This is a genomic window from Azospirillum soli (assembly GCF_017876165.1).
GTDB classification, from domain to species: domain Bacteria; phylum Pseudomonadota; class Alphaproteobacteria; order Azospirillales; family Azospirillaceae; genus Azospirillum; species Azospirillum soli.
The window spans coordinates 14,838-38,032 of sequence record NZ_JAGINQ010000029.1 but is presented as its reverse complement, the minus strand read 5'-3'; the positions used below and the strand labels follow the sequence as shown (position 1 = coordinate 38,032).

The 23,195-nt window shown below is 63.3% G+C and carries 17 protein-coding genes; 1 reads left to right on the top strand and 16 read right to left on the bottom strand.

Translation table 11 applies throughout. The annotated features are described in order from the left end of the window. Window positions 1-41 precede the first annotated feature (41 nt). Entirely contained in the window at window positions 42-1,886 is a 1,845-nt protein-coding gene (locus J2852_RS27760) for an HAD-IIIC family phosphatase (protein ID WP_209881966.1), read from the top strand. Between the two features lie 4 nt (window positions 1,887-1,890). Here the strand turns inward: J2852_RS27760 and J2852_RS27755 are convergent, their stop codons facing one another. The 16 genes from J2852_RS27755 to J2852_RS27680 all read right to left on the bottom strand — a co-directional run bounded on the left by J2852_RS27755 (window position 1,891) and on the right by J2852_RS27680 (window position 23,194). Further along, on the bottom strand, window positions 1,891-2,814 hold the full coding sequence (locus J2852_RS27755) for a class I SAM-dependent methyltransferase (protein WP_209881964.1): 924 nt from the start codon (window positions 2,812-2,814) through the stop codon (window positions 1,891-1,893). A gap of 62 nt (window positions 2,815-2,876) precedes the next feature. Then, on the bottom strand, window positions 2,877-3,116 hold the full coding sequence (locus tag J2852_RS27750) for an acyl carrier protein (RefSeq protein WP_209881962.1): 240 nt from the start codon (window positions 3,114-3,116) through the stop codon (window positions 2,877-2,879). Between the two features lie 52 nt (window positions 3,117-3,168). Then, a complete protein-coding gene (locus J2852_RS27745; protein ID WP_209881960.1) occupies window positions 3,169-3,768 on the bottom strand; it encodes a GNAT family N-acetyltransferase in 600 nt (199 codons plus the stop codon). A 59-nt stretch (window positions 3,769-3,827) separates the two neighbouring features. Continuing rightward, window positions 3,828-4,484, bottom strand: coding sequence for an acetyltransferase (locus J2852_RS27740; protein ID WP_209881958.1), 657 nt, complete (start codon window positions 4,482-4,484; stop codon window positions 3,828-3,830). 20 nt (window positions 4,485-4,504) lie between these two features. After that, the gene (locus J2852_RS27735; protein ID WP_209881956.1) at window positions 4,505-7,522 is read right to left on the bottom strand and encodes a non-ribosomal peptide synthetase; all 3,018 of its coding nucleotides are present in this window, start codon (window positions 7,520-7,522) and stop codon (window positions 4,505-4,507) included. Further along, window positions 7,519-8,844 (bottom strand): tetratricopeptide repeat protein, encoded by a 1,326-nt coding sequence (locus J2852_RS27730; protein ID WP_209881954.1) that lies wholly within the window; start codon window positions 8,842-8,844, stop codon window positions 7,519-7,521. Before J2852_RS27730 ends, J2852_RS27735 begins: the two co-directional genes overlap by 4 nt. A gap of 20 nt (window positions 8,845-8,864) precedes the next feature. Beyond that, complete coding sequence (locus J2852_RS27725) at window positions 8,865-10,172, bottom strand: glutamate-1-semialdehyde 2,1-aminomutase (protein WP_209881952.1); 1,308 nt, start codon at window positions 10,170-10,172, stop codon at window positions 8,865-8,867. After that, a complete protein-coding gene (locus tag J2852_RS27720; protein ID WP_209881950.1) occupies window positions 10,166-11,158 on the bottom strand; it encodes a Gfo/Idh/MocA family protein in 993 nt (330 codons plus the stop codon). The genes J2852_RS27725 and J2852_RS27720 overlap by 7 nt, the downstream gene beginning before the upstream one ends. After that, complete coding sequence (locus J2852_RS27715; protein ID WP_209881948.1) at window positions 11,155-11,931, bottom strand: cytidylyltransferase domain-containing protein; 777 nt, start codon at window positions 11,929-11,931, stop codon at window positions 11,155-11,157. The genes J2852_RS27720 and J2852_RS27715 overlap by 4 nt, the downstream gene beginning before the upstream one ends. Then, window positions 11,928-12,974 (bottom strand): N-acetylneuraminate synthase family protein, encoded by a 1,047-nt coding sequence (locus J2852_RS27710; RefSeq protein ID WP_209881946.1) that lies wholly within the window; start codon window positions 12,972-12,974, stop codon window positions 11,928-11,930. The genes J2852_RS27715 and J2852_RS27710 overlap by 4 nt, the downstream gene beginning before the upstream one ends. 50 nt (window positions 12,975-13,024) lie before the next feature. After that, window positions 13,025-14,053, bottom strand: a complete 1,029-nt coding sequence (locus J2852_RS27705) for a radical SAM/SPASM domain-containing protein (protein ID WP_209881944.1) — start codon at window positions 14,051-14,053, stop codon at window positions 13,025-13,027. A 150-nt stretch (window positions 14,054-14,203) separates the two neighbouring features. Further along, window positions 14,204-16,471 carry a glycosyltransferase family protein gene (locus J2852_RS27700; protein ID WP_209881942.1) on the bottom strand — a complete coding sequence of 756 codons (2,268 nt, stop codon included), beginning with the start codon at window positions 16,469-16,471 and terminating at the stop codon, window positions 14,204-14,206. After that, window positions 16,471-17,775 (bottom strand): glycosyltransferase family A protein, encoded by a 1,305-nt coding sequence (locus J2852_RS27695; RefSeq protein WP_209881940.1) that lies wholly within the window; start codon window positions 17,773-17,775, stop codon window positions 16,471-16,473. Before J2852_RS27695 ends, J2852_RS27700 begins: the two co-directional genes overlap by 1 nt. Continuing rightward, a complete protein-coding gene (locus J2852_RS27690; RefSeq protein ID WP_209881938.1) occupies window positions 17,772-20,246 on the bottom strand; it encodes a glycosyltransferase in 2,475 nt (824 codons plus the stop codon). The genes J2852_RS27695 and J2852_RS27690 overlap by 4 nt, the downstream gene beginning before the upstream one ends. After that, on the bottom strand, window positions 20,243-22,111 hold the full coding sequence (locus J2852_RS27685) for a glycosyltransferase (RefSeq protein ID WP_209881935.1): 1,869 nt from the start codon (window positions 22,109-22,111) through the stop codon (window positions 20,243-20,245). Before J2852_RS27685 ends, J2852_RS27690 begins: the two co-directional genes overlap by 4 nt. Before the next feature lie 102 nt (window positions 22,112-22,213). Next, window positions 22,214-23,194 (bottom strand): NAD-dependent epimerase/dehydratase family protein, encoded by a 981-nt coding sequence (locus J2852_RS27680; RefSeq protein WP_209881933.1) that lies wholly within the window; start codon window positions 23,192-23,194, stop codon window positions 22,214-22,216. Window position 23,195: the final 1 nt, after the last annotated feature.

Sequence of the window (23,195 nt, the reverse complement as noted above, 5' to 3'; positions counted from 1 at the left end):
GTGTAGAAGGGCGCCGTGACCCATTGAGGACGTTTGGACGCATGACCATGAGCGATGCCGCCACCAGCGACGACCTCCAGGCTGACACCCTGGCCCGTCTGCGCACGGCTGATCTGGGATTGGCCGAACTGATCCAACTGGTCAACCGGCTGGATCGCCAGTTCGGTGGCGGCGCCAAGGCGGTGGGCGACGTGTTCTCCATCGGCGTTTCGGCAAACGCGTCGGTCGATCTGCTGGCGCCGATGCTGAAAAAGCATGTTTATCTGCATGGTCTGGTGCCACGCGTTGTCATGGGCGACTATGCAACGCCCGTGGCCGACGTGCGGCGGTTTTTGGACGCCGGCGTCGAACATCTGCTGGCGCTTTTCCTGTTCGACAACCTGATGCCGTCGCTGGAGGCGCGGGTTCCCACGCTGGAGCCTGATGCTCTGGAGGAGGTGCGTCAGCGTTTCCTTGATGAATTGTGCCTGGTGCTGGACGCCGCCCGCCCGATGAGGAGGGTCTTTCTACCGACCCTGCACCGGCTTGGCCCGCCTGGAATTGCGCATGTGAACCGGTCGCTCGATCGCGTGCTGGCGCGGTTCAACGACGGGCTGTCCGAGATAGCCGCGCGGTTTGCCAACGTGACGCTGCTGTCTCCCGGCGCCATCGTCGAGGAATTCGGTTGGAAAAACGCTTTCGATCCGCGCTTCTATTATCGTTCCAAAGCGCCGTACAAAGCCGCTTTTCTGGATCGTCTGGCGGAGCAGGTGCTGCTGTGCAGCCGTGGGGGCGGGAGTTATTACCGGAAAGTCCTCGTTCTGGACTGCGACAACACGCTTTGGGGCGGGATTGTCGGCGAGGATGGTATCGACGGCATAAAACTGGACCCGCATGACTATCCTGGAAACGTGTTCTGGGCGATGCAGCATGCCTTTCTGGCGCTTGGGCGTTCCGGTGTGCTTTTGTGCCTGTGCTCCAAGAACAATCCCGCTGACGTGGACGCCGTTCTAAGCCATCACCCAAACCAGGTGCTGCGCGATGAACATATCATCCGCAAGGCCGTGAACTGGAGTTCGAAAGTCGATAATTTGCGGGATCTCGCGGAGGCACTGAACCTCGGGCTCGACAGTTTTGTCTTTCTGGACGATTCGGCGGTCGAGTGTGAGGAAGTCGCGGCTCGACTGCCCATGGTAAAGACAATCCAGGTCCCGGCCGAGACCTATCAGTATCCAATGGTCGCCGCACAGCTGAAAAACCTTTTCATTGCGGGCGGCGTCGGGGACGAGAGCGCGGATAAGACCGCCCAGTACAGGCTACTTGCCAAATCCGAAGTGGAACGGCAGCGGTTTGCCAGCCACGACGACTATCTGGCGTCGCTTGGCATCGCCGTGACCGTCAGCCGCAACGATCCGGCCACCGCGCTCCGGGCTGCCGACCTGTCTCAGAAATCCAACCAGTTCAACGTGACGACGCGCCGCTACACACATGGAGAGATCGCAGCGCTCATGGAAGCGGGCGATAGCGACGTGTATGTGTTCCGGGTGACCGACCGGCATGGCGACTATGGTCTGACCGGCGTTGCGGTCATCCGTTACACGGATGCTGTCGCGGACGTCGAGAGCTTCTTCATGAGTTGCCGCGTGATCGGGCGCGGCATTGAGTTCGCGCTTTGGCCGGTTGTCATCGACGAGGCGAAAGCCAGGGGCTGTCTTGACCTGACGGCCGTTTACCGGCCAACCGCGAAGAACGTCCAAGTCCAAGACTTCTTCGACCGGCTGGGAATGACGCCCGAGGCCGCCGGCGACGGCACCGAACGCCGGTACCGCCACCGCCTCGGTCCAATGGCCGGCGCCAAGGCCGATCACATCGCGGTGCATGTTATCGAGACACAGCCGGCGGCCTGATCGCCTACCAGAACTCTCCGACGCGCTTCTCCAACACCAGCGCAATTGATCGCGGAAGGAAGGTGGCCGATGGTGCGACGGACCGGGGGGCGCTGGAGAACATAGCCACGACCCGGAAACCGGCCTGCTCGGCCAAAGCCACGACCTCGCTCTCCCGGCGGAACTCGAAGATATGATCGATTTCCGCCGCGGTGAGCGCCGCCGTAACGAAGGCAAAACGACGTTCGCCCAAAGATTTGGCGAGGCTCGCGAGAAGTTGGCCGGGAGATTCCAGGTGCTCCAACAGGAAGCATGAAATACCGGCGTCGTATGGTGCCCCGTCCCGAAAGCTCATCGCGTCGGCCTGATGCGCATCCACCCGATCCGCGAGGCCGGTGCATTGCACGGTGCGCCGTGTCAGGGCCAACGTTGTCGGGCTGATATCGACCAGGGTTGATTTCCAGCTTTCCAATCGTGCGAGCGCCAGCATGGACCAAATGCCGGAACCGCATCCAAGGTCGATGATCTTTCCCGCCGAGGCGGAACGGCGCAGTCGTCCGAGGAATTGGTCGCGATAAAATTCGTAGATGTGAAGATGGTGTTCCCACGCAAAGGTCGTGACGTAGACGCCCCAGTGATAGTCGTTCATGAACCGGGGGTCGGCGTAGGTTTGCGAATGCACCTCGGCATAGGACGAGTGCTTGTAGCGGCGGTCGCGTTCGTACTCGGCTTGGCTGCGGTTAACGCCGACGACGAAGGTGGTGTAGCCTCGGGTCAATGTCTCAAGCCATTGTGGACCGATTGCCTTGCATGCCCACGCCAGCATCGGTTCCGCCAGTTCCCCGAACAGGCCCGGATTGCGATCCGCGGTATCACTGATCTGCTTGGCGAAGGCAGGCGCTTCCTTTTTGATGTGCGAAAGGAATGCGTCTGTGTGATTGAAGGACATCGAGCACGCTCCCGAATGGCGTAGATATCGTCGAGGCAACCGCTTGATACCGTTGCTTCGCGTCAATCCGTCATCTGGGGGAGGGATTGGCCGACGGCTTCACAGATGCTGGCGACGTTCCAGAGCTTGATGATCTGCGAGTCCGTCATCTGAATCCCGAACTCCTCCTCCATGGCCATGATCAGGGCCATGTGTTTTACGGAATCCCAGTTCTCCACGCTGTCGGGAGACGAGGTTTCGTCCAACTGGTCCAGCGGAACATCCATGACTTTGGCGACGACCGCGATAACTCTCGTCTTCATTTCGTTGTTTGTCCTTTCAAGGCGTGACGTTCGGCACCGTCGGGGCGTTCGGCTACGCCGATTGGCGGGCTTCCCAATCCTCGCGGAACAGCGCGAACAGGGCAATGTCCACGCGACGTCCATCCTGAACGGCATGGCGCCGCAATTCCGCTTCCAGAGTCATGCCGATCCGATGCAGGTTGTAGACAGCCGGGTAGTTGCAAGAGCGCGTGCCTCCCGTCACCTTTTCCATTCCCAGGTCCTGGAAGGCGTGGCGGATCAGGCGTTCGAAGGTCTGGGCGATCACCGGCTTTCCCCAATACCGCCGGTCTCCCACCATACCGCCGAGTTCCGCCACTTTGTGCAGCCAGTTCACCCGCAGCAGGCAATTGCCGATGTACACCCCGTCCGGCTTGTGGATGATGCGCCAAATCATGGCATTCCGGCCGTCGAAGGAGCGCAGGAAAGCTCCAATGGTTTCGCGTGTCTGTTGAACATAGCGGGAATCGGTGTACTGGACGACTTCAGGGTCGTTCATCCAAGCCACGTATTCGTCGGAGATGTCTCCATCCTGAAACGGTGCGAGAAGGAAGTCCGGTGTTTCCAGTGACCTTTGCGGCATGCCGCCGGGAGAGTCTTCGGTTGCGGCGGCTTTGTCGGAGAGCGTTGCCATATTGCGTGCAAGCCGTCTGTTTGAGGTTGTCATTGGCGGCGGATGAAGGCTCTGAACTGTCAATCTTCGGGCGCAATCGTGCGCGTTTGGTTCCGTTGTTTCATGCGAACCGCGGGGACACCGACAAACACAGCCATTTCTTCCAGATGCGAAACCGCGACCGCTCCCGCGCCAAGAACGCTGCCGGCTGCCATGCGGACACCCGGACGGACAGTGGCGCCGATGCCGACGAGGCAGCCATCGCCGATCTGGCCCGCGCCCCCGACGACCGAACCGGGTGCCAGGTGGGCGCCATCGCCCAATCGACTGTCATGCTCCAGAATCGCTCCGGTGTTGACGATGGCAAAGCGGCCCACCAAGGCTGCGGCGTTCACCACGGCGCGGGCCATGACGATCGAACCCTCACTGAGAATGGCACGGGAGGAAATGACCGCCGTTGGATGAACCAAGGCGGGGAATGCAATCTTCGGCAGGGCTGTGCGGATCTGGGCGGCGACGCGCCAACGCACCGCGTTGTCCCCGATGGCAATTGCCGCAGCGTCGATGGCTGGCCCAGTCCGCAGGAAGGTCTCCTCGCGATGGAGAGGATAGCCCAGATAGGTCGCCGCTTCGGGGTCGGGTGTCACGAAGCCGGCCACGGTAAAGCCGCCGAACGCCTCGATGACATCGCAAACGACTTTGGCGTGGCCGCCGGCCCCGAAGATCACGATCCGCATCAATCCGCTTCCACTCCCGCTCACGCGACGGCAACCCGTCTGCGCTGCGGCACGCCGCTGTGGTTTGCGGCGGCTCCGTTCAGCCAACGAAGGATCACACGGGCGAGGGCTTGCTGGCCTTTGTCCGTTAGATGAGCCGCGTCGGCGAACAGCCAATCCGGCGATGCGAACTCCTCTTCGGTGTTCGTGTCGATGAAATCGACGCCAATGGAAAGGCAGGCATCCCGCAGCGCGCGCGCATGGTCGTTCTGGACCTTCCGGAAGAAGGTTGAGCGAAGAACCTTGGCGAGCAGATCGGTATCCGCTGCGTAGAGGGAGAGAATTTCCTTTTCCTCAGGCGCGTATGGCTTGTCGATCCAAAAGGCGTTCGGCTGCAGGGCGTAAAGGATTCGCGGCCGATGGTCGCCGAAATGCGCGAGGAGGTCGAGCATCTGCTGTCGGATGCCGTCCACCCGCGCCTGATGCCGCGGGGCGTATTCCTCATAAGGGAAAGCCCCCGTGCGGCCGGTTTCACGGATCACGTCCGCCGCCAGATAGGATGCGTCGTTCAGCCCGCTGACGAACACGACGATGTCCAGATCGCGCGGCGCCACCTCCATGACCACAACCTGTTCATCCGGGAACAGCGATGCCCGGACGCTGACGTTGTACCAGCGCGGCCCCTCGTCCGGGATGGCGCGGTTCAACACGTTGTGCACCGCCGCTTCGTCCGACGAGGCCCCAACGCCGAACGGGGTGCTGTTCCCGGCGATGAGCGCCCGCGCGCCATTGTGTCCGAGGAAGTCCTGAAATCCCCTTCGTGCTCCGCCCCAAAAGGCGGTGCGGAATCCGGACCCGTCGGTCGAAACGCAGTCCATGCGCAGGTTCGCCTGAACTCTCCGGCCCGTTGGGCCGTTGACGATGCCGACGCGGTCATAATCCCGCATCTGCGGCAGGAGATCGTAACGGCGCGTATTCAGCTTCGCCACGAGATTGCGGGCGATTGAACTGTGAATGTCCGTCAGCCGGACGTCGCTCTTGTCGTTCGCTTCCGCATGTGGAAGGAACCGGCACAGGTCCGCCGTCGCGCGGATGGTGGAAAAGCTTTCCAGGTCGGCCAAAGCGGCGGTTGGAATTCGGATGCCGAATTGCTTTTCCAGTTCAACAACCAGCATCGCAAGCTGGAAGGAATCAAGGAGGCCGGACGCGATCAGCGGCTCGTCGTCGCCAATCACCGCATCGGCGAAGCATGACCGCTGTCGAACCACCTTGTGCACGCACGCGCGGGTGACCGACAACAGATCACCACTTGTGTCATTCGGGTGGGAAGTCGGGCTTTTCCCGTCATCGGCGGGAGCGGGCGCGTCAAGAGTCCTGGCCGACAGATACTTCCGGCGGTTTGCGGAGCGCGAGAGCTTGCCGGATGTGGATTTTTGCAGCCATCCAGGCGGAACCACACACACCTCGTCGGGGGTCAGGTCGAGCACCTCGCCGATCACGGCATGCACCTTACGCATCACCGGCTGAGGTGTCGGGCTGTTGCTTTCCACGACGACGACCAGCCGGTCAGTGCCGGTCGCCTCGTCGAAGACTCCGAAGGCGGCGCAACGTCCGGGAATGACCTCCGGGACGCTGCCGGCCGCTGCCTCAATGTCTTCTGGAAAGAGGTTTTTGCCCCTGAGAATGATCGTGTCGCTGATCCGGCCGATCACGAAGAGTTGCCCATCGACCATGTAGCCCTGGTCGCCCGTGCGGTAAAACCCATCCACAAAGCGGGCGGCGGGAGCCTCTGCTTTGCCGAGATAGCCGGAGAACAGGCAGGGGGACCGCAAGGCGATCTCGCCGACAACGCGGTCCGGAAGAGTCCCCCCGGTCTCGTCGAGGATACGGATTTCGGTGTTCGCCAGGGAGCGCCCCGATCCGACGATGACTCGCGCGTTGGGGGCGGTTTCATCGACGGGCAGAGCTTGGCCACGGGTGGCGATGACTTGGCGGTCAACCCGCTCGATGCACAGGCCGCCGGCGAACCCACCGGACGTGACCGCAAAGGTGTTTTCCGCCATCGCGTAGCTGGTTGCGAAGACACCGCCATCAAGGGCGGCCGGACGCAAGCGCTCGAGGAGGGCCTCGTGGGCGCTCTGGGTCACAGGCTCGGAGCAATTCACGAGGCCCCGGACACAGGACAGATCGAGTTGCGAAACAAGATCGTCCTGTGCGGCCCGTGCCAGCACATGATAGGCGAAGTTTGGCAGCCAGCAGAGCGAGCATCGGCAGGCGTCGATGGCCTGCAACAGCCTGAAGGGGTGGCGGACCCATTCAAAAGGGGACATCGCCACGACGGGACAGCCGGTCAGCAGCGGCATGAAGAATGCGGTGAGCAGCCCCATGTCGTGATAGAGCGGCAACCAGCTGGCGATGCGGTCGTCCGGCCCAAGGCCAATCTCCGCCGCGTAAGCATCGACCTGCCAAAGCAGTTGCCGATGGGAAATCGCGATTCCCTTGCGCAGGCCCGTGGTGCCGGACGAAAACTGAAGAAATGAAGCGGTGTCCGGGTCGATGCCCGCAGGCCCGCCTTTAAAGGGGACCGCCCCCGCGTCGACGAGCGACGGGGCGGAAACGATCAGGACGTCTTCGCGGCATAGGGGCTTGAGAAGCTCCGCGATCTCCGGAGTGGTGACGATGGCGCGCGGCGCCGCGATGTCTATAAGAGCCCCGACCGTTTCAAGGAACCTGGCCGTGGAGAATTTGGGAGAGGGCGGAGCGTAGAAGGAAGGGACTGCCCCGATGAGCAAAGCGCCCGCATAGGCGGTGTAGAGTTCTTCCGTGTGGTCGAGGATGACGACCACGCGGTCGGCCCGTCCGACCCCGAGGCCCGACAACAGCCCGGCCACGCCTTGCGCGCCGTCGATGAAGTCCCTATAGGTCAGCGAAACCGTCGCCCGATTGCCGAACAGAAGCGTCAGCCAAGGTCCGCCGGCATCAGCCGCGTAAAGCCGCGCGATTCTGTCCCCGATGGTCCGGGCGTTCCGCTCGGCGGCTTCGGTCTCGCGCACCATCATCGTGAAAAATCGACGCCGATGGCGGTGAAGCGCGCGACGAGGCGCTCGTATGCCCAAGGGCGCAGCTTGGCCTGATAGTGCAGCAGCGTCGGCGTGTTCCGCGAAGCCCTCTGGAAAGCCTCGACCGCTTCCTGTTCCCGCCCCAGGGCCTCCAGAGCGAGGCCGAGATTCGTGGCCGTCCAGCTGTCCTCGGCCTTTGCCAGCGCACTGCTGTGAAGTCTGACAGACTCCAGCGCATCGCCGGTCACCTGAAGGGCAAGGCCGACGTTGGTCATGCACCACTGATCCTGCGGCGCCAGCGCCAGCGCGCGGCGCAACGTGTCGAGGGCGAGGTCATGCTGTCCGGCGGAAAGCTGCATGAGCCCCAGAACGGAGAGCTGCGCGGCGTCGTTCGGGCTGTTCCGGCAGACATCCTGCTGGATTCCGATTGCCTCGACCGCGCGGCCGGCGACAAGGTGCAAAGTGGCAAGGTTGGCTTTGGCGATGAAGAATTGCGGATTGCTGGCGATTGCCTTCGCAAGGGCCTCCTCGGCCTTTCCGTATTCTCCCCGCAGCATGTATGCGAAGCCGAGCCGATTGTGAAGCGGTGCGTCTTTCGGCAGAAACGCGCAAGCCTTCTCCAGAACTCCGATCGCATCCGTCAGTCGGTTGTTCCTCATCAGCAGATCCGCGAAGTTGAGCGATCTGCCGCCCTGGCTCGCGATGTCCTCGACACCCAGACGGTCGGTCCGGCTGCATGCCGCCTCGGCTTCGGGCAGACGCTTCATCGCGATCAGAAGGTCCGCCTGGCTCCCCTGCAAGTCGCCGGACGTGGGCAACAGCGCGAGCGCGCGCTGGATAAAGCTTAGCCCTTCCGGCTGGCCATGTGTTCCAACCACCAGCTTTGCCGCGCTTCGCAGGGCGTCCGCGACGCGGTGGGCCAAGCGCGGATCGCCGGACAATGCCTGATTGAACAGTTCGATGGCCGCACCGATCTCACGACGCTCCAGCAGGGATTCGCCCTCTTCCAGCAGCGCCTCGGCGGTGTATGCGGGATTGCGGGCGCGCATCTCGGCATCCACCGCAGCCGCTTCTGCCGCCTTTCCCAACCCATTCAGCGTCTTGATCAATCCGTGGGCGGCGCCGGCGCAGTCGGGGCTGATTTCCAGCGCCCGCCGGTACGCCGCCGCCGCCGCCTCCAGGTTGCCCTCGCGCTGGATCGCCCGTCCCATTTCCTTGTGGTAGTTGGAAAAGGTGGACTCCCGGATGCGCTTCCGCCACGCGTCGTAATCGATAACGGCGGCCGTATCGGTTCCGGACGTGTCCTGCGGTTGGGTCGACATGGCGGAACTCCAGTCAGAGATCAGTTGAATTGGCGGAAGACGGGCTTGATGGGTACCCCTTCGAGCAGACTTTGCCAACCGGCGTCGAGCGCGCGCGAGAGAATGATGAAAGCATCCCGTGCGGCGTCCACGGTCCGGACGACATCGGCTGCCGTGTGGGCGTAACTGGGCGCCAAGTAATTGCACAGAATTCCTCGACGGGCCATCTCCTGCAAAAACAAGGTGCGCAACGGCAGGGAAACAGCACCCTCGCTGTCGCGGCAGGCATACACCGGACTGCATGGGTAACCGGCCGCCTGGAAGTGTGCGGCGATGCCGACATCCGCCGCAGCCGCGTTCAACCCTTCGATCAGCGCGCCACCGATGTTCCAGAGATGCTCGATGACGGGCTCACGGCTGAACACGCGGAGTGTGGCTCGCATGGCGGCCAGCGCGTGATTTTCCGCGCCATGCGTGGTCGAGACGAGAAAAACGCGCGGCTGGCTGCTGCGCAGACCACCCAATTCCATGATGTCCCGGCGGCCGACGAGGGCCGAAACCGAAAAGCCGTTGGCAATTCCCTTTCCAAAGGTGCTGAGGTCCGGCGCGAGGCCGTAATAAGCCTGCGCCCCGTTCAAGTGCCAGCGGAAGCCGGTGATCATCTCATCCAGGATGAACACGGTTCCGTTGCGGCGGCACAGATCCTGGACTCCTTGCAGGAACCCATCCCGCGGCGGCTCGCTGGTCGCCGCCTCCATGATCAGCGCCGCGATCTGTCCCGGATGGGCGTCGAAAAGGCGACGGACACTGTCCAGGTCGTTGTAGCGGAATGTCAGCGACAGGCGCTTGATCGCTTCTGGAACGCCGGCATCGCAGGCGGTCGTGCCGATGAACCAGTCATCGTACGAAAAGAACGGGTGATCGCTGCACAGGGCCACCAGATCGCGTCCGGTGTAGGCGCGGGCCAGTTTCACCGCGGCGGTCGTTGCGGTGGACCCGTTCTTCGCGAACTTCACCATCTCGGCGTGGGGTAGAAGGTTCAGCAGATCGGCTGCCGCGTCGGATTCCACGCGAGACGGGCGGCCGAAATTCGATCCCAGACGGATCTGTTCGATGGCAGCCTCGATCACATCCGCGTTGCCATAGCCCAGCGACATCGTCCTGAGCCCCATGGTCCAGTCGAGATAGCTTCGGCCCTGGTCGTCCCAGACGATCGCCCCTTCGCCCCGCTCCAAAAACCTGGGGGCGTTCGCGGGAAACTGGTCGTCGCCCTTGCTGTAGGTGTGGCCGCCGCCGGGAATGACATCCTGGGGCAGGTGGGGCGTGGGGTGGACGTCGTCGTCTAGCATGGCAGCCCCTTTCGGTCGCTGTCCTCCGCCCGGACCAGAAGGTCCAGCACCGCTTCGTCATCGCGGAAGCCATGGGGCCACGGCCGCTCCCTGCGAATGGCGGCGAGGAAATCGTCCATCTCCCGGATGTAGGGCTCTTCCGGGTGGATGTAGCCGTCCTCCACCGTGCCAGCCCCCAGGTCGATGACGGACCACGCGCCTGCCTCGGCCCGGAAGAGGCGCACCGTATTCGCGGTGTGGTCCCATTCCAGGGTGCCTTCGGTGCCGTTGATCCGGATCAGGCGCACCGCCGGGCGGGCAACCACATCGATCATGAGGTGTCCGATCATCCCCGTCCCGAACCGCAGCAGCAGCTGATAGACGTCGTCGATATCGCAGTCCAGGTCGCCCAACTTCCCCTTCATGCACGACACCGCATTAACTGGGCCGAACAGATCGACCAACCAGATCAGCTCGAACGGAACGATCTCGCGACACGCTCCCGTCTCGCGTTTGGAGACGTAGAAATCCTTGTAGCTTTCCCACGGGTGCCAGTCGGGAAGATATTGGCCGCTCTGATAGGTGAACGCCAACGGCCGGCCGATGGCGCCCTCGCCAATCAAGCGGCGCAGTTCCCTCACGCCGGCGAAGTGCACCATGGTGCAGGAAGGCACGCCGACCAACCCGGTTTCGTCCAGCCGCCGGATCAGTTCCGGCATCCGAGGATCGGTGACGTTGGCTTCGGTGAAAAACGGAATCCCCCGATCCACCGCCTGAAGGGCATAGTCGACGTGGGTGTCCGGCGGCGTGGAGATGATCCAGGCGCCGACGTCGACCGCGGACGCCTTCTCCCAATCGTCCAGGCATTCGATTTTGTAGGTTGCTTCCACCTCCGCCCTCCGGTCGGGACGGGGGTCGTAGCCGATCACGGTGGTTATGCCCAGCCGGTGCAGGCACCGGATGCGCCGCTTGCCCATCGAGCCAAGGCCGACGATGAGAATTTTCACGATTGCCCTCCAGCGGCGGGAGAAAGCGCTGCCGCGCGCGCGCGCGCCAGGCCGGCTTCGTAGGCGGCCTGTACATGCCGGTTGATGTCGAGAAGCGCCATGTTGTCGGCGAGGAAGGCCATGACGTTCTCGAAATCCGCGGAAAGCCCGCGCGCCTCAAGCCCGTGCATGATCTTCTGATGCAGCTGGTAATCCTCCGGATAGTCGAGCGTCAGCCGCCAATCCGGATGGTGCCAGCGCGGGTCCGACTCGTTCAGGTCGATGCAGCGGTATGCCGGATCACGGCGGAACAGATGGCCCCAGACCTCGGTGTCGGCCTCGGGCCGATCCCGACAGATAGCCTCCAGCGCGGTCAGGGCCACCAGAAATCCGGTCGCGCCGAGCGGCAGGCCTTCGACCACCGCCAAGTCGGGACACTCCGATCGGGCAAAGGCGGCAAGCTCGCCCAGATGCCGGACCGAAACAAAGGGGTCGTCGCCATCGACGACGATCAGATAGTCCCAACCCTGGGCGCGAGCGGCGTCGCGGTAGCGCAGCAGCTTGTCGTCGGGGCTGCCGCGAAAGCTCTGAAACCCCAGTTCGGTGGCCACATCGCAAAGGGTCGTATCACGGGGGTCCGTGGAGGTTGCCAGCAGCACTCCTTCGGTCCCCGGCACCGAGCTCAGGCGCCGCAACATGAAGCCGGTCAGTGGCTGCCCCGCGTAGGGCAGCAGCGCCTTGCCGGGCAGGCGATTTGCCTTGTTGCGGGCCGAGAGGATCGTGCCGATCCTCATTGCGCGCTCCGCGTGACCAGATCGAAGGTCAGCCCTTCGTCGCACCGGATGTCGGTACGGGCGTGGGCTCCGATGAAATAGGATTGATGCGCGGGGGAGGCGCCCTCGTCCGAGCGTTTGGCGATTACCGCAGTCTCGTCGATCAACTCGCCCGCACGCAGGTCGCGGGCGGCGACGAGGCGCTTGCGGGAATTCTGGCGGTACGCGACCGAGCGCTGGGCGAGGCCAAGCAGGCTTCCCTGTCCCAGGGCCTGTTCCGCCTTGCGGATCAGATCGACGAACCGGGTGAATTCGTCCGGGGACAGGGCGGATTCGAAATCTTCGCCACGCCGCGAGCGGTCATGGGTGATGTGTTTCTCGATGCAGGTCGCGCCAAGCGGCAGGGCGAGAAGCGGCATGACCAACGCGAAGGGGTCGTCGGCATCGAGGTGATCGGCAAGCCCGACTGGAAGCCCAAAGGTGTCGCGCAACGCGGCGACGACCCGCACGTTGTTGTCCTCGACCCGCGTCGGATAATCTTGATGCCCGTACAGCAGGGTGATGGCGGCCTCGTCCCCGACAACGCCGCGCACGAGGCCGACAACAGTCTCGATCTCCCCCAGGGTGGCTCCGCCGATGCGCAGGTACATCGGCTTGCCGGCGCGGGCGATCTCCTGAATGAAGCCGTGCTCCTCGAAGGCGGCAGCCGACAGGACGTAGGCCTGCGGTTCCAAGCCTCGGGCGAACGCCAGGCTGGCGGCATCGTTCGGCATCACCAGAAGGTCGATGCCCACCTCGCGCGCGGTCGCCGCAACCTGCCGCCAATCGTCGAAGGAGAGGTTGATGTCCTCAAGGTAGGTGTAGATGGGCTTCTGATCGTGCCCGGCAGAGACGCGCCCAGGGCCGGTGCGGTAATGGCGCACCATGTAATCGGGCAGGTGGGTGATGTGGATGCTGATGGCGTTCGCGCCGGCCGCCGCCGCACCGCGGACGATATCGCACGCGAGCCCGACTTGGCCGTCGTGCGACCAAGCCATCTCGGCGATTACATAAGTCTTTTTCATCGTGTCGGTCACCGGTTGCAGGGCTTGCGGATTGGGGATCGGGTATCAGGTCAGCCGTTGGCGGGCAGGTAGCATTTGCGGCACATGGGCATGTCGTAATAGTGGCCTTCGGCGTGCAGGCGCCGGATCGAGCGGTAAGCGTCACCGTTCCAGATCGTCGCCAAGGGATGTTCCCGCCAATTTCCGACGACGGTCTCGTCCTTGTCATCGACACAGCAGATCGTCACATTGCCGTTGTACTTCAGGAACATGCGTTGGAACGGCTGTGCACACCAGAAGCCGGGCACCTCCGGGAAATCGCCTTGGGCGTCTGGGTCGCGCTCGGTGTAAAAGCCATAGCCGATGGCATCGACCAGATGCTTCCACATGATCTTCATGCCTTCGAACTGCTCGCGCCACTTCGGGTCGTCGTACATGACCATGGACAGGCGAACCTGAACATGGGGGAAGCGTTCGTTGCGAACCTTGACGAAGGCATAGACATTGTCGATGACGCGGCCGATCGACGTCCCGACGCGGCGATCCTCGAACAAGTCCGGTGAAATTGCGTCGAAGGAGACGAAGAGATTGTCCAGTCCCGCCTCAAGAAGCTCAATCGCCTTGGCCGGGCGGAGCAGAGAGGCGTTGGTGTTCATCATCACATCCAACACGCCCTTTTGCTTGGCGTAGGCCACCTGCCAGACCGCATCCTGGTGGGCCAGGGGTTCACCCAGATAGTTCAGCTTGACGCTTTTGACGCCATGGGCGACGCCCTGGTCAATGATCGACGCGAACTCGTCGCGCGTCATCATGCCAAGAGGCGAGAACTCGTCCCGCTCAATCAGCATCGTCCTTGGGCACATCGGGCATTTCAGGTTGCAAATGTTGGTGGTTTCGATGTCCAGGTGAATTGGAAAGTCCAACTCCTTCCTGAGACGCGGAACTTCATCCCACAATTGCCGGTATTCGAAATAGGCCGGGGGGCGATGCGTCTTCCAGGTGTCGCGGTAAACGATTTCCTTATAGGTCTCGTTCGGGTCGAATTCGTACATCGGTGACCCAGTGACGGTTTGGGGGGCGTCGTTGGCGTCATCACGCATGCACATCGTGCTCCAATGGGGTGCCGCGCCAAGTGACGCGGTGATTTTTATTCAAGAAATGCGCCAAGTCCGGCGGCCTCCCTCGAAAGGACTATAATGCCCATCGAGGAAGGCTTTGCAAGCCCATGAGGGACAACATCCGCGTGTCCGTCAGACTGGCCGGAGCGTCACCTTGTATACGGTCAAAGGCGCCGCGCCCACGCTTGAAATCCGGATTTGGCAGGGCTGCCCGGCCAGCGGTCCCGGCACATCGAATAGCCAGTCAAGCCGTGTCGATAGCCCGTCGGAGCGCAAGGTTCCAGCATGAACAGCGAAGGGTGCCGCCACGACCGCGCCGCTTTCGCTCAGCACATTGACCTCGGCAAGCGGGTTCCCGGCGGCGGCTTCAATGTTTTCGGTCGCCATGTAGAGGCTAAGGCGGTGCGGTCTTGCATCCAGTTTTCGGCTCGTGCCCGTGAGCACCACACCCGTCACGCCTTCCGGGACGGTGACAATGCCGCCAGACCGTGTCGCGCCACGATCCAGGAGCATGGACGGCAAAAGATCCATCAGTTCCTGCCTCGGGGGCGCTGACACTCCATACCCCGGAAAGCTGTGGGGATCGTAACCCGGAACCGAGAATGGGTGCGTGCTGGGGAAGCAGCGGAACCAATGGCGCAGGTGGATGCGGCGCATGATCGCTTCCAGGGCCGGCTGGCCGGGAGGCGCAAAGTTCTCCGGCCCGTCGAGCCGGTGTGTCAGCGTCACCTCGCAGGAAAAGACGAAATCCGCGCGCTGGGCGAATTGCAGCAGAAGGTAGCGGATATCCTCCGCTTCCAACTCCGGATCATCGAGCGTTTCGGGGTCGAGCAGAGCGCGGCGGGCCAGCCAAGCGTTGGGATGAACCGTCAACCGGCTCGCCGCAAGCGACGAAGGGTCGAACGGATGGAAGATGCCAAGCCGTATCTTTTCCTGCCGGGGAATTATGCAGACGTCGCGCCATTCCTCCCGCTCGTGCAGCATTTCCGAGTCCGACGCCTCGGCGTTGGCGCCATAGGCCAGCAGGACGGGCGCGCGGCGCTGCACGGTTTCGGCGCGCTCCAACGCGGTCACGAGGCTCCGGACATGGTTGCGGTGCAACCGCGCACTCGGGTCCAGCACTCCGAAAAGGTCCGTTTCCACATGGCGCAAACCGGCCGAGAGCGCGGTCGAAGCCGCTGCGCCGAAGGCTTCCACCGTGACGAAGCGCAGTTCTGGGAAGGATTCGGTAAGAGCTCCGACGTCCATCGACTGACCGAGCACCAGGATGATTGTGATGCCGGCGTGGCTCTGGTCGGCGAGCGACCGCAACGCTGGCCGCAGGTCGTCGGGACCGCATCCGCCGGTGCGGACGATGTAGGAAACGGTCAGCCCCGTGGTCTGCGGCATCGGCCGATAGCCACGGGTCCGCAGAACCTCCTCATGCACCGTCAGCACGGTTTCGAGCATGCGTTCCTGGTTCAAGGAGCCGTTGAAGATCGACCAGCAGCTTTTGGCCTTGGCCAACGCCTCTTCCGGATGGTCGGCGACCCACGTCATATGGGTCTCGATCTGCCGGGCGATCTCGGTCGCGGAGGCCAGCGGGTCGATGTAAAGAACGGAGTCGCCGAAATGCCGTTCGATAAACGGGTTGCGCGAAGCAATCGGCAGGGCTCCGGCGGCGGTCACCTCGAAGATGCGGTTGGTCGGCAGGGCCTCCACTTCGAAGTCGCGCATCGACAGGCAGAGACCGACGCCGCAGCGGCGGTAGACGTCCAGGGTGGAAACGCCGTCGAACGGCACCCGTCCCCGGTAGGCCGGGCCGACGTGGCGCCAACCCTCCGCCGGACCGTAAAACTGCATGAATGGAAGGCGCGACAAATGGTCGAACAGATCGGCGTGGCGCTGCCCGTCCCAGTTGGTGCCGAAGTAGGCGAGTTGTGGGTTCGTCAAGTCCGGTGCGACGAAGCCGGTCTCGTGGACGGTGTTGGCGTAATAGCCGATCGGCGCCTTGGTCTTTCCGCTGCCGGCCTGCACATCCTTCAACCAGCGCACGACCGTGTCGGACACGGTAAAATAGGCATCATAGGACAGGATGTTGCGGACGAACCTAGCCGTCTGCATGTAAAAGCGCGATGGGGCGGTGACCACCCCATAGGTGGGAAAGGGGGTCAGCTTCGGGTCCTGGTGGGTCAGCGAGAGCACGAAGTCCGGCTCGAAGGGCAGGATCTCTTCGCTGGTGCGGAATGGCTTCGCCTCGATCCCCAATCGCTCTGCGGCAATGGAGATCCGCATCATCGTCTCGGTCTCGGCGACGTTGTCGACCGGGAAAAGCATGGCGATGCGCTTGACCATGTAAGCTCCTTCGCGGCGCTGTGCCGACATGCCTATTGTCTCGTTCAAAGCGGCCTGGATCGGCATCAGCTGATCCGGAATGGATCGCGACGCCTGGGGAAAATAAACCTGCGCGCGAAGAACGGCCGTTGGTCGGGAAGCAAGCGGGCGCACATGCGATCCCCGATACGCAGGGTGTCGGAAAAGGTGCCGTCGACGTCCTGGTAGTTCGAGTGCCCGTGCCCGTGGAAATGATGGATTGCCGTCACTTCGGCCGTGAAGGCCACGCCCGTTTTCTGCACCAGCAGGAACTGGAAATCCATGTCCTCGCCCGTATGGATGGCGGGGTCCGACAGCATCTCCGCATCCACGAGGTCGGTGCGCGCCAGGAAGCTGTTGGACATGAAGATGTTGCAATGCCGCGCCATACGCTCTGGCCGGAACCATTGGAAGTGTTCGATCACCCGCCGTTCCCGCAGGTCCGGGCTGGCGTCGTCCTCCCAGATTTCGCTTTCCGTCAGCGGTTCCGTCTCGGACACCATCACCGTTCCGGTGTGGACCATGCCGACCTCGGCCGGCAGACTGAGCCTGTTGCGCCGACGCAGGGCGTTCACCAGCGTGCGAATATGGTGCGGAAACATTTCGTCGTCGTCGTCCAGCATCCCGAACAGGTCGGTCCGCATGGCGGCGACGCCCGCGCGCAGGGCGCTGGACCGCCTGCGGCCGAAATCATCGACGATTTGCCAGCGCAGGCTGGGGAATTCCGCCGCAATGGCGGGCAGTTCGGGAAAAGGTCGGAAGCAGACGAAAACGACTTCCAGATTGGGCCAATGCTGCGCTTCCAGGCTGCGCAACGCCCGGCGAAGCAGGTGCATGGGGCGCGCGCCCCCGGTGCGCACGACGATTCCGACCGACGGCACGTCGTCGGGCCGCTCGTCCGGGTCTGGCAGGTAGCCTTTGCGCACAAGGTTATCTGCATGCCATCGCAGAATGGTGTCTCCGTCCGCTCCGAGGTCGAGTGGAACCACACCGGCCTTTCGGATGCCGAAACACAGATCGCCAACCCATTGCCCGAGCCGGGGCGTTTCGGTCAGACAACTGTCCCAGGTCAGTACGTTGCGGACGAGACGGGTGGACCATAGATAGTCTTCCGGCTCGCCGCGCAGCACACCATAAGTCGGGAAGCGCGTAAGGCGAGCGTGCTGCGGTGACATCAGCATCACGAAGGACGGATTGATACCGTCCAGGTCATCGCATGTGGCGCGGCGGGCAACATCCACCCCGGCGGTGGCAAGGCGCCGATGCAGGTCTTCGGCCAGGGCTTCGTCGCTCAGCCCCGGCGGGGCAATCAGAGCCGCGCGCACGGAATGCATCCCGGATTGCCGCGTCATGGCGCGTCGTCCAAGCGGTAGATGATGTCGCGGTTGAACGGAAAGGCGCTGAATACGTTGCGGACACCCGCCGCCTTCAACGACGCATGGATGTTGACCCAATATTGGCTGGCGATAACCACCGCCGTACGGTCGGTCAGCGCCATTTGAACCTCGTCCAGCTTGTGGATCGGTATGTCTTCCAACTGTCCAGTCAGGAAGCTGTCGAGAATGCCGGCTGGTTTGGGCAATCCCGCGGCGGCCATCCGGCGCAGCACGATGCGACCGCCGCCGCCGGCGCCAAAGAGCCAGACGGCCTCGTAACTGGCGAGATCGGCAAGGCGATAGGTCAGCGGACGGTCAAGTTTCCACAGTCCGATGCCCAGCGGCGGCGGTGCATCCTGTGCCTCGGTGAGGACGGTCACGCGAACCGGCCCCTCTGCCTGCCGCAGTTCGATGTTTCCATCAAGGCGGATGCCGCTGCCGAAGAGGCGTTGCCGGACGGGAACGGCAATGCTGCGCGCCGCACCGCCGTCCAGCGGCGTAAACTGGACGAGCAGGGAAATATTTGCCCAGTGCTGGGCAAAATATGCCGATAGGCGGAATATGCCCAGCGGCAGTCCTTCCCGCCGCTCGACGCTTATGGGCCATGCCGTCAAGTCGGCGTCGCTCAGCAGGTTGGCGGATGCTTCAGCCCGGCCGCCACGTTGCAGCCGGAAAGCCGGAATCTTGAGGGCTGGATCGATGAAGGCTTCGAAAGCCGTCCCATCGGATTGGCGAGCCGTCAGGGAATAGGGCGTGGCGCCGAATGTGGAGCGACCGAGAAAGCGCATGAGGAAGCGTTCAGCGGAATCCGGAGAAGCCGTCCGCGCCACACCGGGGCGAGGCTGTGCCGTCAGTGTGATCCGGGCTGAAAAAGCGAAAAACGTCCGCTCGGCCAGGAGCAGCCAAAGATACAGTTCTTCTCCGTCCGGCAGTTTGGGGTTTTGCAGAATCTCGTCGTCGATCAGGTCCGTCCGCGCCAAAAATCCTGGTGCCGCCTCGCATGACAGCGGATCTTCAAACTGATTGGGCGAGAAAAACTGGAAATGAACCGATTGCTGATCGGCGACGGCGTCTTCCAACCGCGCGCCGCTGTAAGCCAATCGCACGGGACCGTACCAGTAGCGTCCATCGATTTTCCGCATGGCGGCGAGCAGGGACGACAGGTGTTCCGGATAAAGCTGATCCCCGGCCTCCAGAATGCAGAAATGGCCCGGACGGGAGCGCAACCAGTCGAGCGCCGCCCAGAGCGCATCGCAACGATTGCCGTCGGGCAGCGACCGCCATGTCACCGACACCCCGGCGTCAGGTGGCGGTGCGTCGGAGAGCGCCTCGTCCGCTTCATCGCCCCAAGCCACCGCGAAGATGTCCGGGCGCCCCCCTTGCTGGCGCGCCACAGAGGCGATGGTCGTGGCGAAGCGCTTTGCGGATTCCTGCCCGGCCTTGCCCAGAATGGCGACGCTTATCAGTTCCGCATCAGCCGCAGCCTGCCAGTCCTTTTGACGTTGAGCCGCCTCGCCTAGGAACGCCAGCAGGTTGTCGAACAGCGCGTCGAGCGTGAATTGTTCCAAAAATAGGGTGTGAGCCTTCCGTGCCTTGGCGGCGGCGGCATCCGGGTGGCGGGCTAGCCAGTCCATGTGGTCATCGATCTGCCAGGCAATTGCCTCCGCCGGAGCATCCAGGTCAATGTAAAGCAGGCAATCGCCGAACAGCTCTTCAACGTCCGGTGCCCACGCGCAGAGGCAGGGAACTCCTGCGGCGGTAATGTCAAAGAGGCGGGGCGTAATGCCCTGCTCGGCGCGCAACGGGGCAGGGTCCAGGCAAAGACCGGCTCCCGCCGCCCGGTAGGCGTCGATGACAGCATGGCCGTCGGGCGCCAGTTTCCTAGCCGCCTGCGAGGGAGCGATTCGATCCCATCCCTCCCCATGCAGACGGAGGTACGGGCGATCCGCGAGACTGCCGAGCACCGCATCCCGTTCCGTGCCGACGTCGGGGGAACCGACGAAGGCAAGGCCTCCCGTTCCCTTCGGTCCGGCCTCGGTGCTCAGGAGCGGGGTGACGCCGAACCTTGCGACGGGCGCGTCGAGCTTGCGCGCTCCAAACATGACGTTGCGCAACCAAGACGCCACGGTGTCCGAAAGCGTCAGGTAGCCATCGTAGGTCAGCAGATCCCGAAATCGGGCGGGTTCGGTGAAGGAGTCGGCTCCCGCCGCGACGATGGCATAGGTGGGGATGCCGGCAGGTTTGGGGCCGCGTATCGACAGGGCCAGGGCCGCATCGAACCGGCAAAGGGGCGGGGGCTCGCCGGTGGACGTGGCGACCACAGTTGCGCCGGCCTTCGCCGCCACCGCTTGCAACCGAGCCAGGGCTTCAAGATCGTCGAACCGTTCCGGGTCCATCAGGACGGCGATGCGCGGGCCTCGATCCGGGCGGCCAATCTGCGGCTTCATCGTGGCGCTCTCCGGTAGGAAGGCAAACGCAACGGTTCTCCGCGTTGGCGAATGTCCGATGCCCGCGTCGCGGACTCGCGCATGGCGTCGGCGAAGCGTGTCTGGTCCATGGCGCCGAAAACCGCGTCGGACATGGTGGTTTGGTTGTGCGCCGCGAGGCGAGCGAACTCGGCGGGTGTCCGGTGGAGGTGCCGGAGACGACCGAGCAATTCTTCAAAGAAATCCGGACAGGCCGGTCGATCGTCCGACCACATGTGGGCGGTGCGGAAGGTGAGCTCCGGTGGGTCGAGGTTGATTTTCGAAATCGCTTCCAGACCGCCGACGACAATTCCGTTCTCGTCGTCTCGCACGAAATCTCCAATCCCGATGGTATCTGCCACGACGGGCACAAGGCCGGCTTGAAGCGCTTCGGCGAGCCCATTTCGGAAAATCGTGGGGCAAGGCATCAGGTACAGGTCCGCTGCGGCGAACAACTCGTCCAGCACCGCCTCATCGACAGGGGAATCGTAATGGTCGATCCGAGGATGGTGGGCGACCGCCTCCCGAAGGCGGGGAGAAAGCCCTTCCGGCAATCGGGCGCGCAGAATCAGCCGGATGTCTGGAAACTCCTCGGCCAGCACAAGGAAGGCATTCAGCGTTTCAACGCCTCCGCGCATGTAGAAGAATGCATCGGATTCGAAGAAGCTGGATGTGAACAGCCAAGTCCGGGCCATTTGCGGGCTCTTGCGAACGGGCTTGTTCGGCCGGTGCCAGGTGTTGACGTGCGCGACCTTCCCGGCAATGGCCGGGCTGTCGAAGAAATCCCCGAGATGGCCGAGGGTTCGTGGGCAGTGGGTCAGGATCTGGATGCAGTAATTGGCCTCCAAATGCCCTTTCAGTATCCAATAGAGCGCCGTGTCCGGCGTGACCTGAACTTCATCGACCGGAAGGACCGGGATGAACAGCGCTGGCATGAAATCGTGGCAGTAGACCCAAGGGCGCTGGCCAAGGCTGGCCGGAAACGGCGATAGGAAATCGAAAAGCCATCCGTCGTCAGGTTCCGTCCAGGCGTGCAGGCGGGTGGCCACGAAGCAGGCCGCCGTGGCACGGTCCACGCACGGATGCACATCGAGCAATGCCGCGAGGTAGCGAACTGCCCTGTCGAGGATCGCCGGGAGATGACGCAGCATACAGTGCAGCGCCGGGGTCGGCTTGTGGACTGCCAAGTTGGGAACGGCGGCGAACATGCCGGCAATGGAGGGGTGGTCGAAACGGCCGTTGCCGAAGGTCAGTTCTTGCGGAAACAGGACCGCGCCCTTGGAAGAAGGCGGGTCCGGAACGCCATTGTCGCCCATGCCCGCAAGCGCACGGCACAGCCGCGCCGGGCCGTTCGCGACCACCAGAGCGGCTTCCACGGCGGCCCCGATGAAGCGCGGGGCATCGGGGATCTCCTGTACCGCCGCGATGGCAAGGGGCAGCGCGTCGTCATGCCGGTGCAGGCGCATGAGGATCTGTGCCTGACGAAAGCGGTCGTCGGCGGTTCCCCTGCCGGTCGCGAGAAGACGGGCGCCGGCCTCCGCCGCCTCGGCCCAACGCCCCTGCCGGGCGAGGCAAAGCCGTTCGACTCCCAGCAATCGGGCAGCCTCCGCTCCGGCCCCGGGCGACCGGGGCATGAGCGCGCGGACAACGGACAGGCATTCCTCGAACCGCCTGGCCTCGATGAGACCGTGCAGTGCGGAGGCATCCGGGAGAGGTGGCGCCTCCACGGAGTTGGGGGTTGCCCGCACGATGAACCTCGGTGATGGGATCGCCGTAACGGCAGGTTCCTTCATCGTTTTCCCGCCAGCCAAAGCGGCCTTCTTAGCCAACACCGGCCCGGCGGTCAACAGCGGGTCCGGTTCCGTGGATCCGGCGGAAGGGCACACCGCGAAGGCGGTTGGATCTCCCGCGGAACGCGCCCCTCCCCAGGACCGAGCCGTCGTCGCTCATCAGGGCGTCTTCGGTTCGGCCAAGCGCCCGCCATGGGCGGCATTCCACCACGCGATAGTGCGGCGAATGCCCTCGTCGAGCGACACCTGACGCTCCCACCCCAAAAGCTCTGTCGCTCGGCTGGAGTCGAGTGCCAGGGATGTTTTGATGGTTGGCTGCGAAAGATCATGCTCGACCCGGAGATTCCGGCCCGATGCGGCGATGATGCGGGAGACGAGTTCCTTAATGGTGACGGCGCTGCCATAGCCCACGTGGAAAAGCTCGTATGGGGATTCCTGCCGGGTGATTGCCAGATCGATAAACCTCACGAGATCATCCACATAGAGGAGGTCGCGGGCCTCCTCCCCGGTTCCCCAGACGGTGACCGTGCCGGAGGTGTTGGTCATCACCTTGGTGACCGTCGCGCCGAAGACGTGGCTGCGTTCAAGGTCGAACTTGTCGTGTGGGCCGTAGATGTTGCTGTGGCGGATTACCGTATGCTTGGTGACCCCCAGGTTCGAGAAGAACTGACACATCTTCTCGATGTAGATCTTGGTCCAACCGACCCCGAAATAACGGGAATTGAGCTCATCGGCGATGGACCAGTCGTCTTCACGCCAAGGGGTTTCCGACGACTGATACATAACCGAACAGCTGAAGAACACGAAGTGCTTGACCTTGTGGTCGTAGCAAGCCCGCAGAATCAGCGAGTTCATCACCGCGTTGTCGGTGACGTGGATGTAGGGGCGGGTGACGATGTCCTTCGAACCCGATGTCGTGGCGGCGGCTTGGACCACGACATCCACACCCGCGATCAGTTCACCGACTTGCGACGCGTCACGCAGGTCGGCCTGATGCCAAGTCAACCCCGGGCATTCGTATTCCGGTCGGGTGAAGCGGACGGCGTGAACATCGAGATCGTCGCGTAGCGCAAGCGCTTCGGCGATGTTGCGGCCGATGAAGCCGGTCGCGCCGCAGACGAGTACCTTGGTCTTCCGCATG

Coding starts and splice junctions, on each gene's coding strand:
- J2852_RS27760 (WP_209881966.1), top strand. CDS start 42: ATGACCATGAGCGATGCCGCCACCAGCGACGACCTCCAGGCTGACACC.
- J2852_RS27755 (WP_209881964.1), bottom strand. CDS start 2,814: ATGTCCTTCAATCACACAGACGCATTCCTTTCGCACATCAAAAAGGAA.
- J2852_RS27750 (WP_209881962.1), bottom strand. CDS start 3,116: ATGAAGACGAGAGTTATCGCGGTCGTCGCCAAAGTCATGGATGTTCCG.
- J2852_RS27745 (WP_209881960.1), bottom strand. CDS start 3,768: ATGGCAACGCTCTCCGACAAAGCCGCCGCAACCGAAGACTCTCCCGGC.
- J2852_RS27740 (WP_209881958.1), bottom strand. CDS start 4,484: ATGCGGATCGTGATCTTCGGGGCCGGCGGCCACGCCAAAGTCGTTTGC.
- J2852_RS27735 (WP_209881956.1), bottom strand. CDS start 7,522: ATGATGGTGCGCGAGACCGAAGCCGCCGAGCGGAACGCCCGGACCATC.
- J2852_RS27730 (WP_209881954.1), bottom strand. CDS start 8,844: ATGTCGACCCAACCGCAGGACACGTCCGGAACCGATACGGCCGCCGTT.
- J2852_RS27725 (WP_209881952.1), bottom strand. CDS start 10,172: ATGCTAGACGACGACGTCCACCCCACGCCCCACCTGCCCCAGGATGTC.
- J2852_RS27715 (WP_209881948.1), bottom strand. CDS start 11,931: ATGAGGATCGGCACGATCCTCTCGGCCCGCAACAAGGCAAATCGCCTG.
- J2852_RS27710 (WP_209881946.1), bottom strand. CDS start 12,974: ATGAAAAAGACTTATGTAATCGCCGAGATGGCTTGGTCGCACGACGGC.
- J2852_RS27705 (WP_209881944.1), bottom strand. CDS start 14,053: ATGCGTGATGACGCCAACGACGCCCCCCAAACCGTCACTGGGTCACCG.
- J2852_RS27700 (WP_209881942.1), bottom strand. CDS start 16,471: ATGCCGATCCAGGCCGCTTTGAACGAGACAATAGGCATGTCGGCACAG.
- J2852_RS27695 (WP_209881940.1), bottom strand. CDS start 17,775: ATGACGCGGCAATCCGGGATGCATTCCGTGCGCGCGGCTCTGATTGCC.
- J2852_RS27690 (WP_209881938.1), bottom strand. CDS start 20,246: ATGAAGCCGCAGATTGGCCGCCCGGATCGAGGCCCGCGCATCGCCGTC.
- J2852_RS27680 (WP_209881933.1), bottom strand. CDS start 23,194: ATGCGGAAGACCAAGGTACTCGTCTGCGGCGCGACCGGCTTCATCGGC.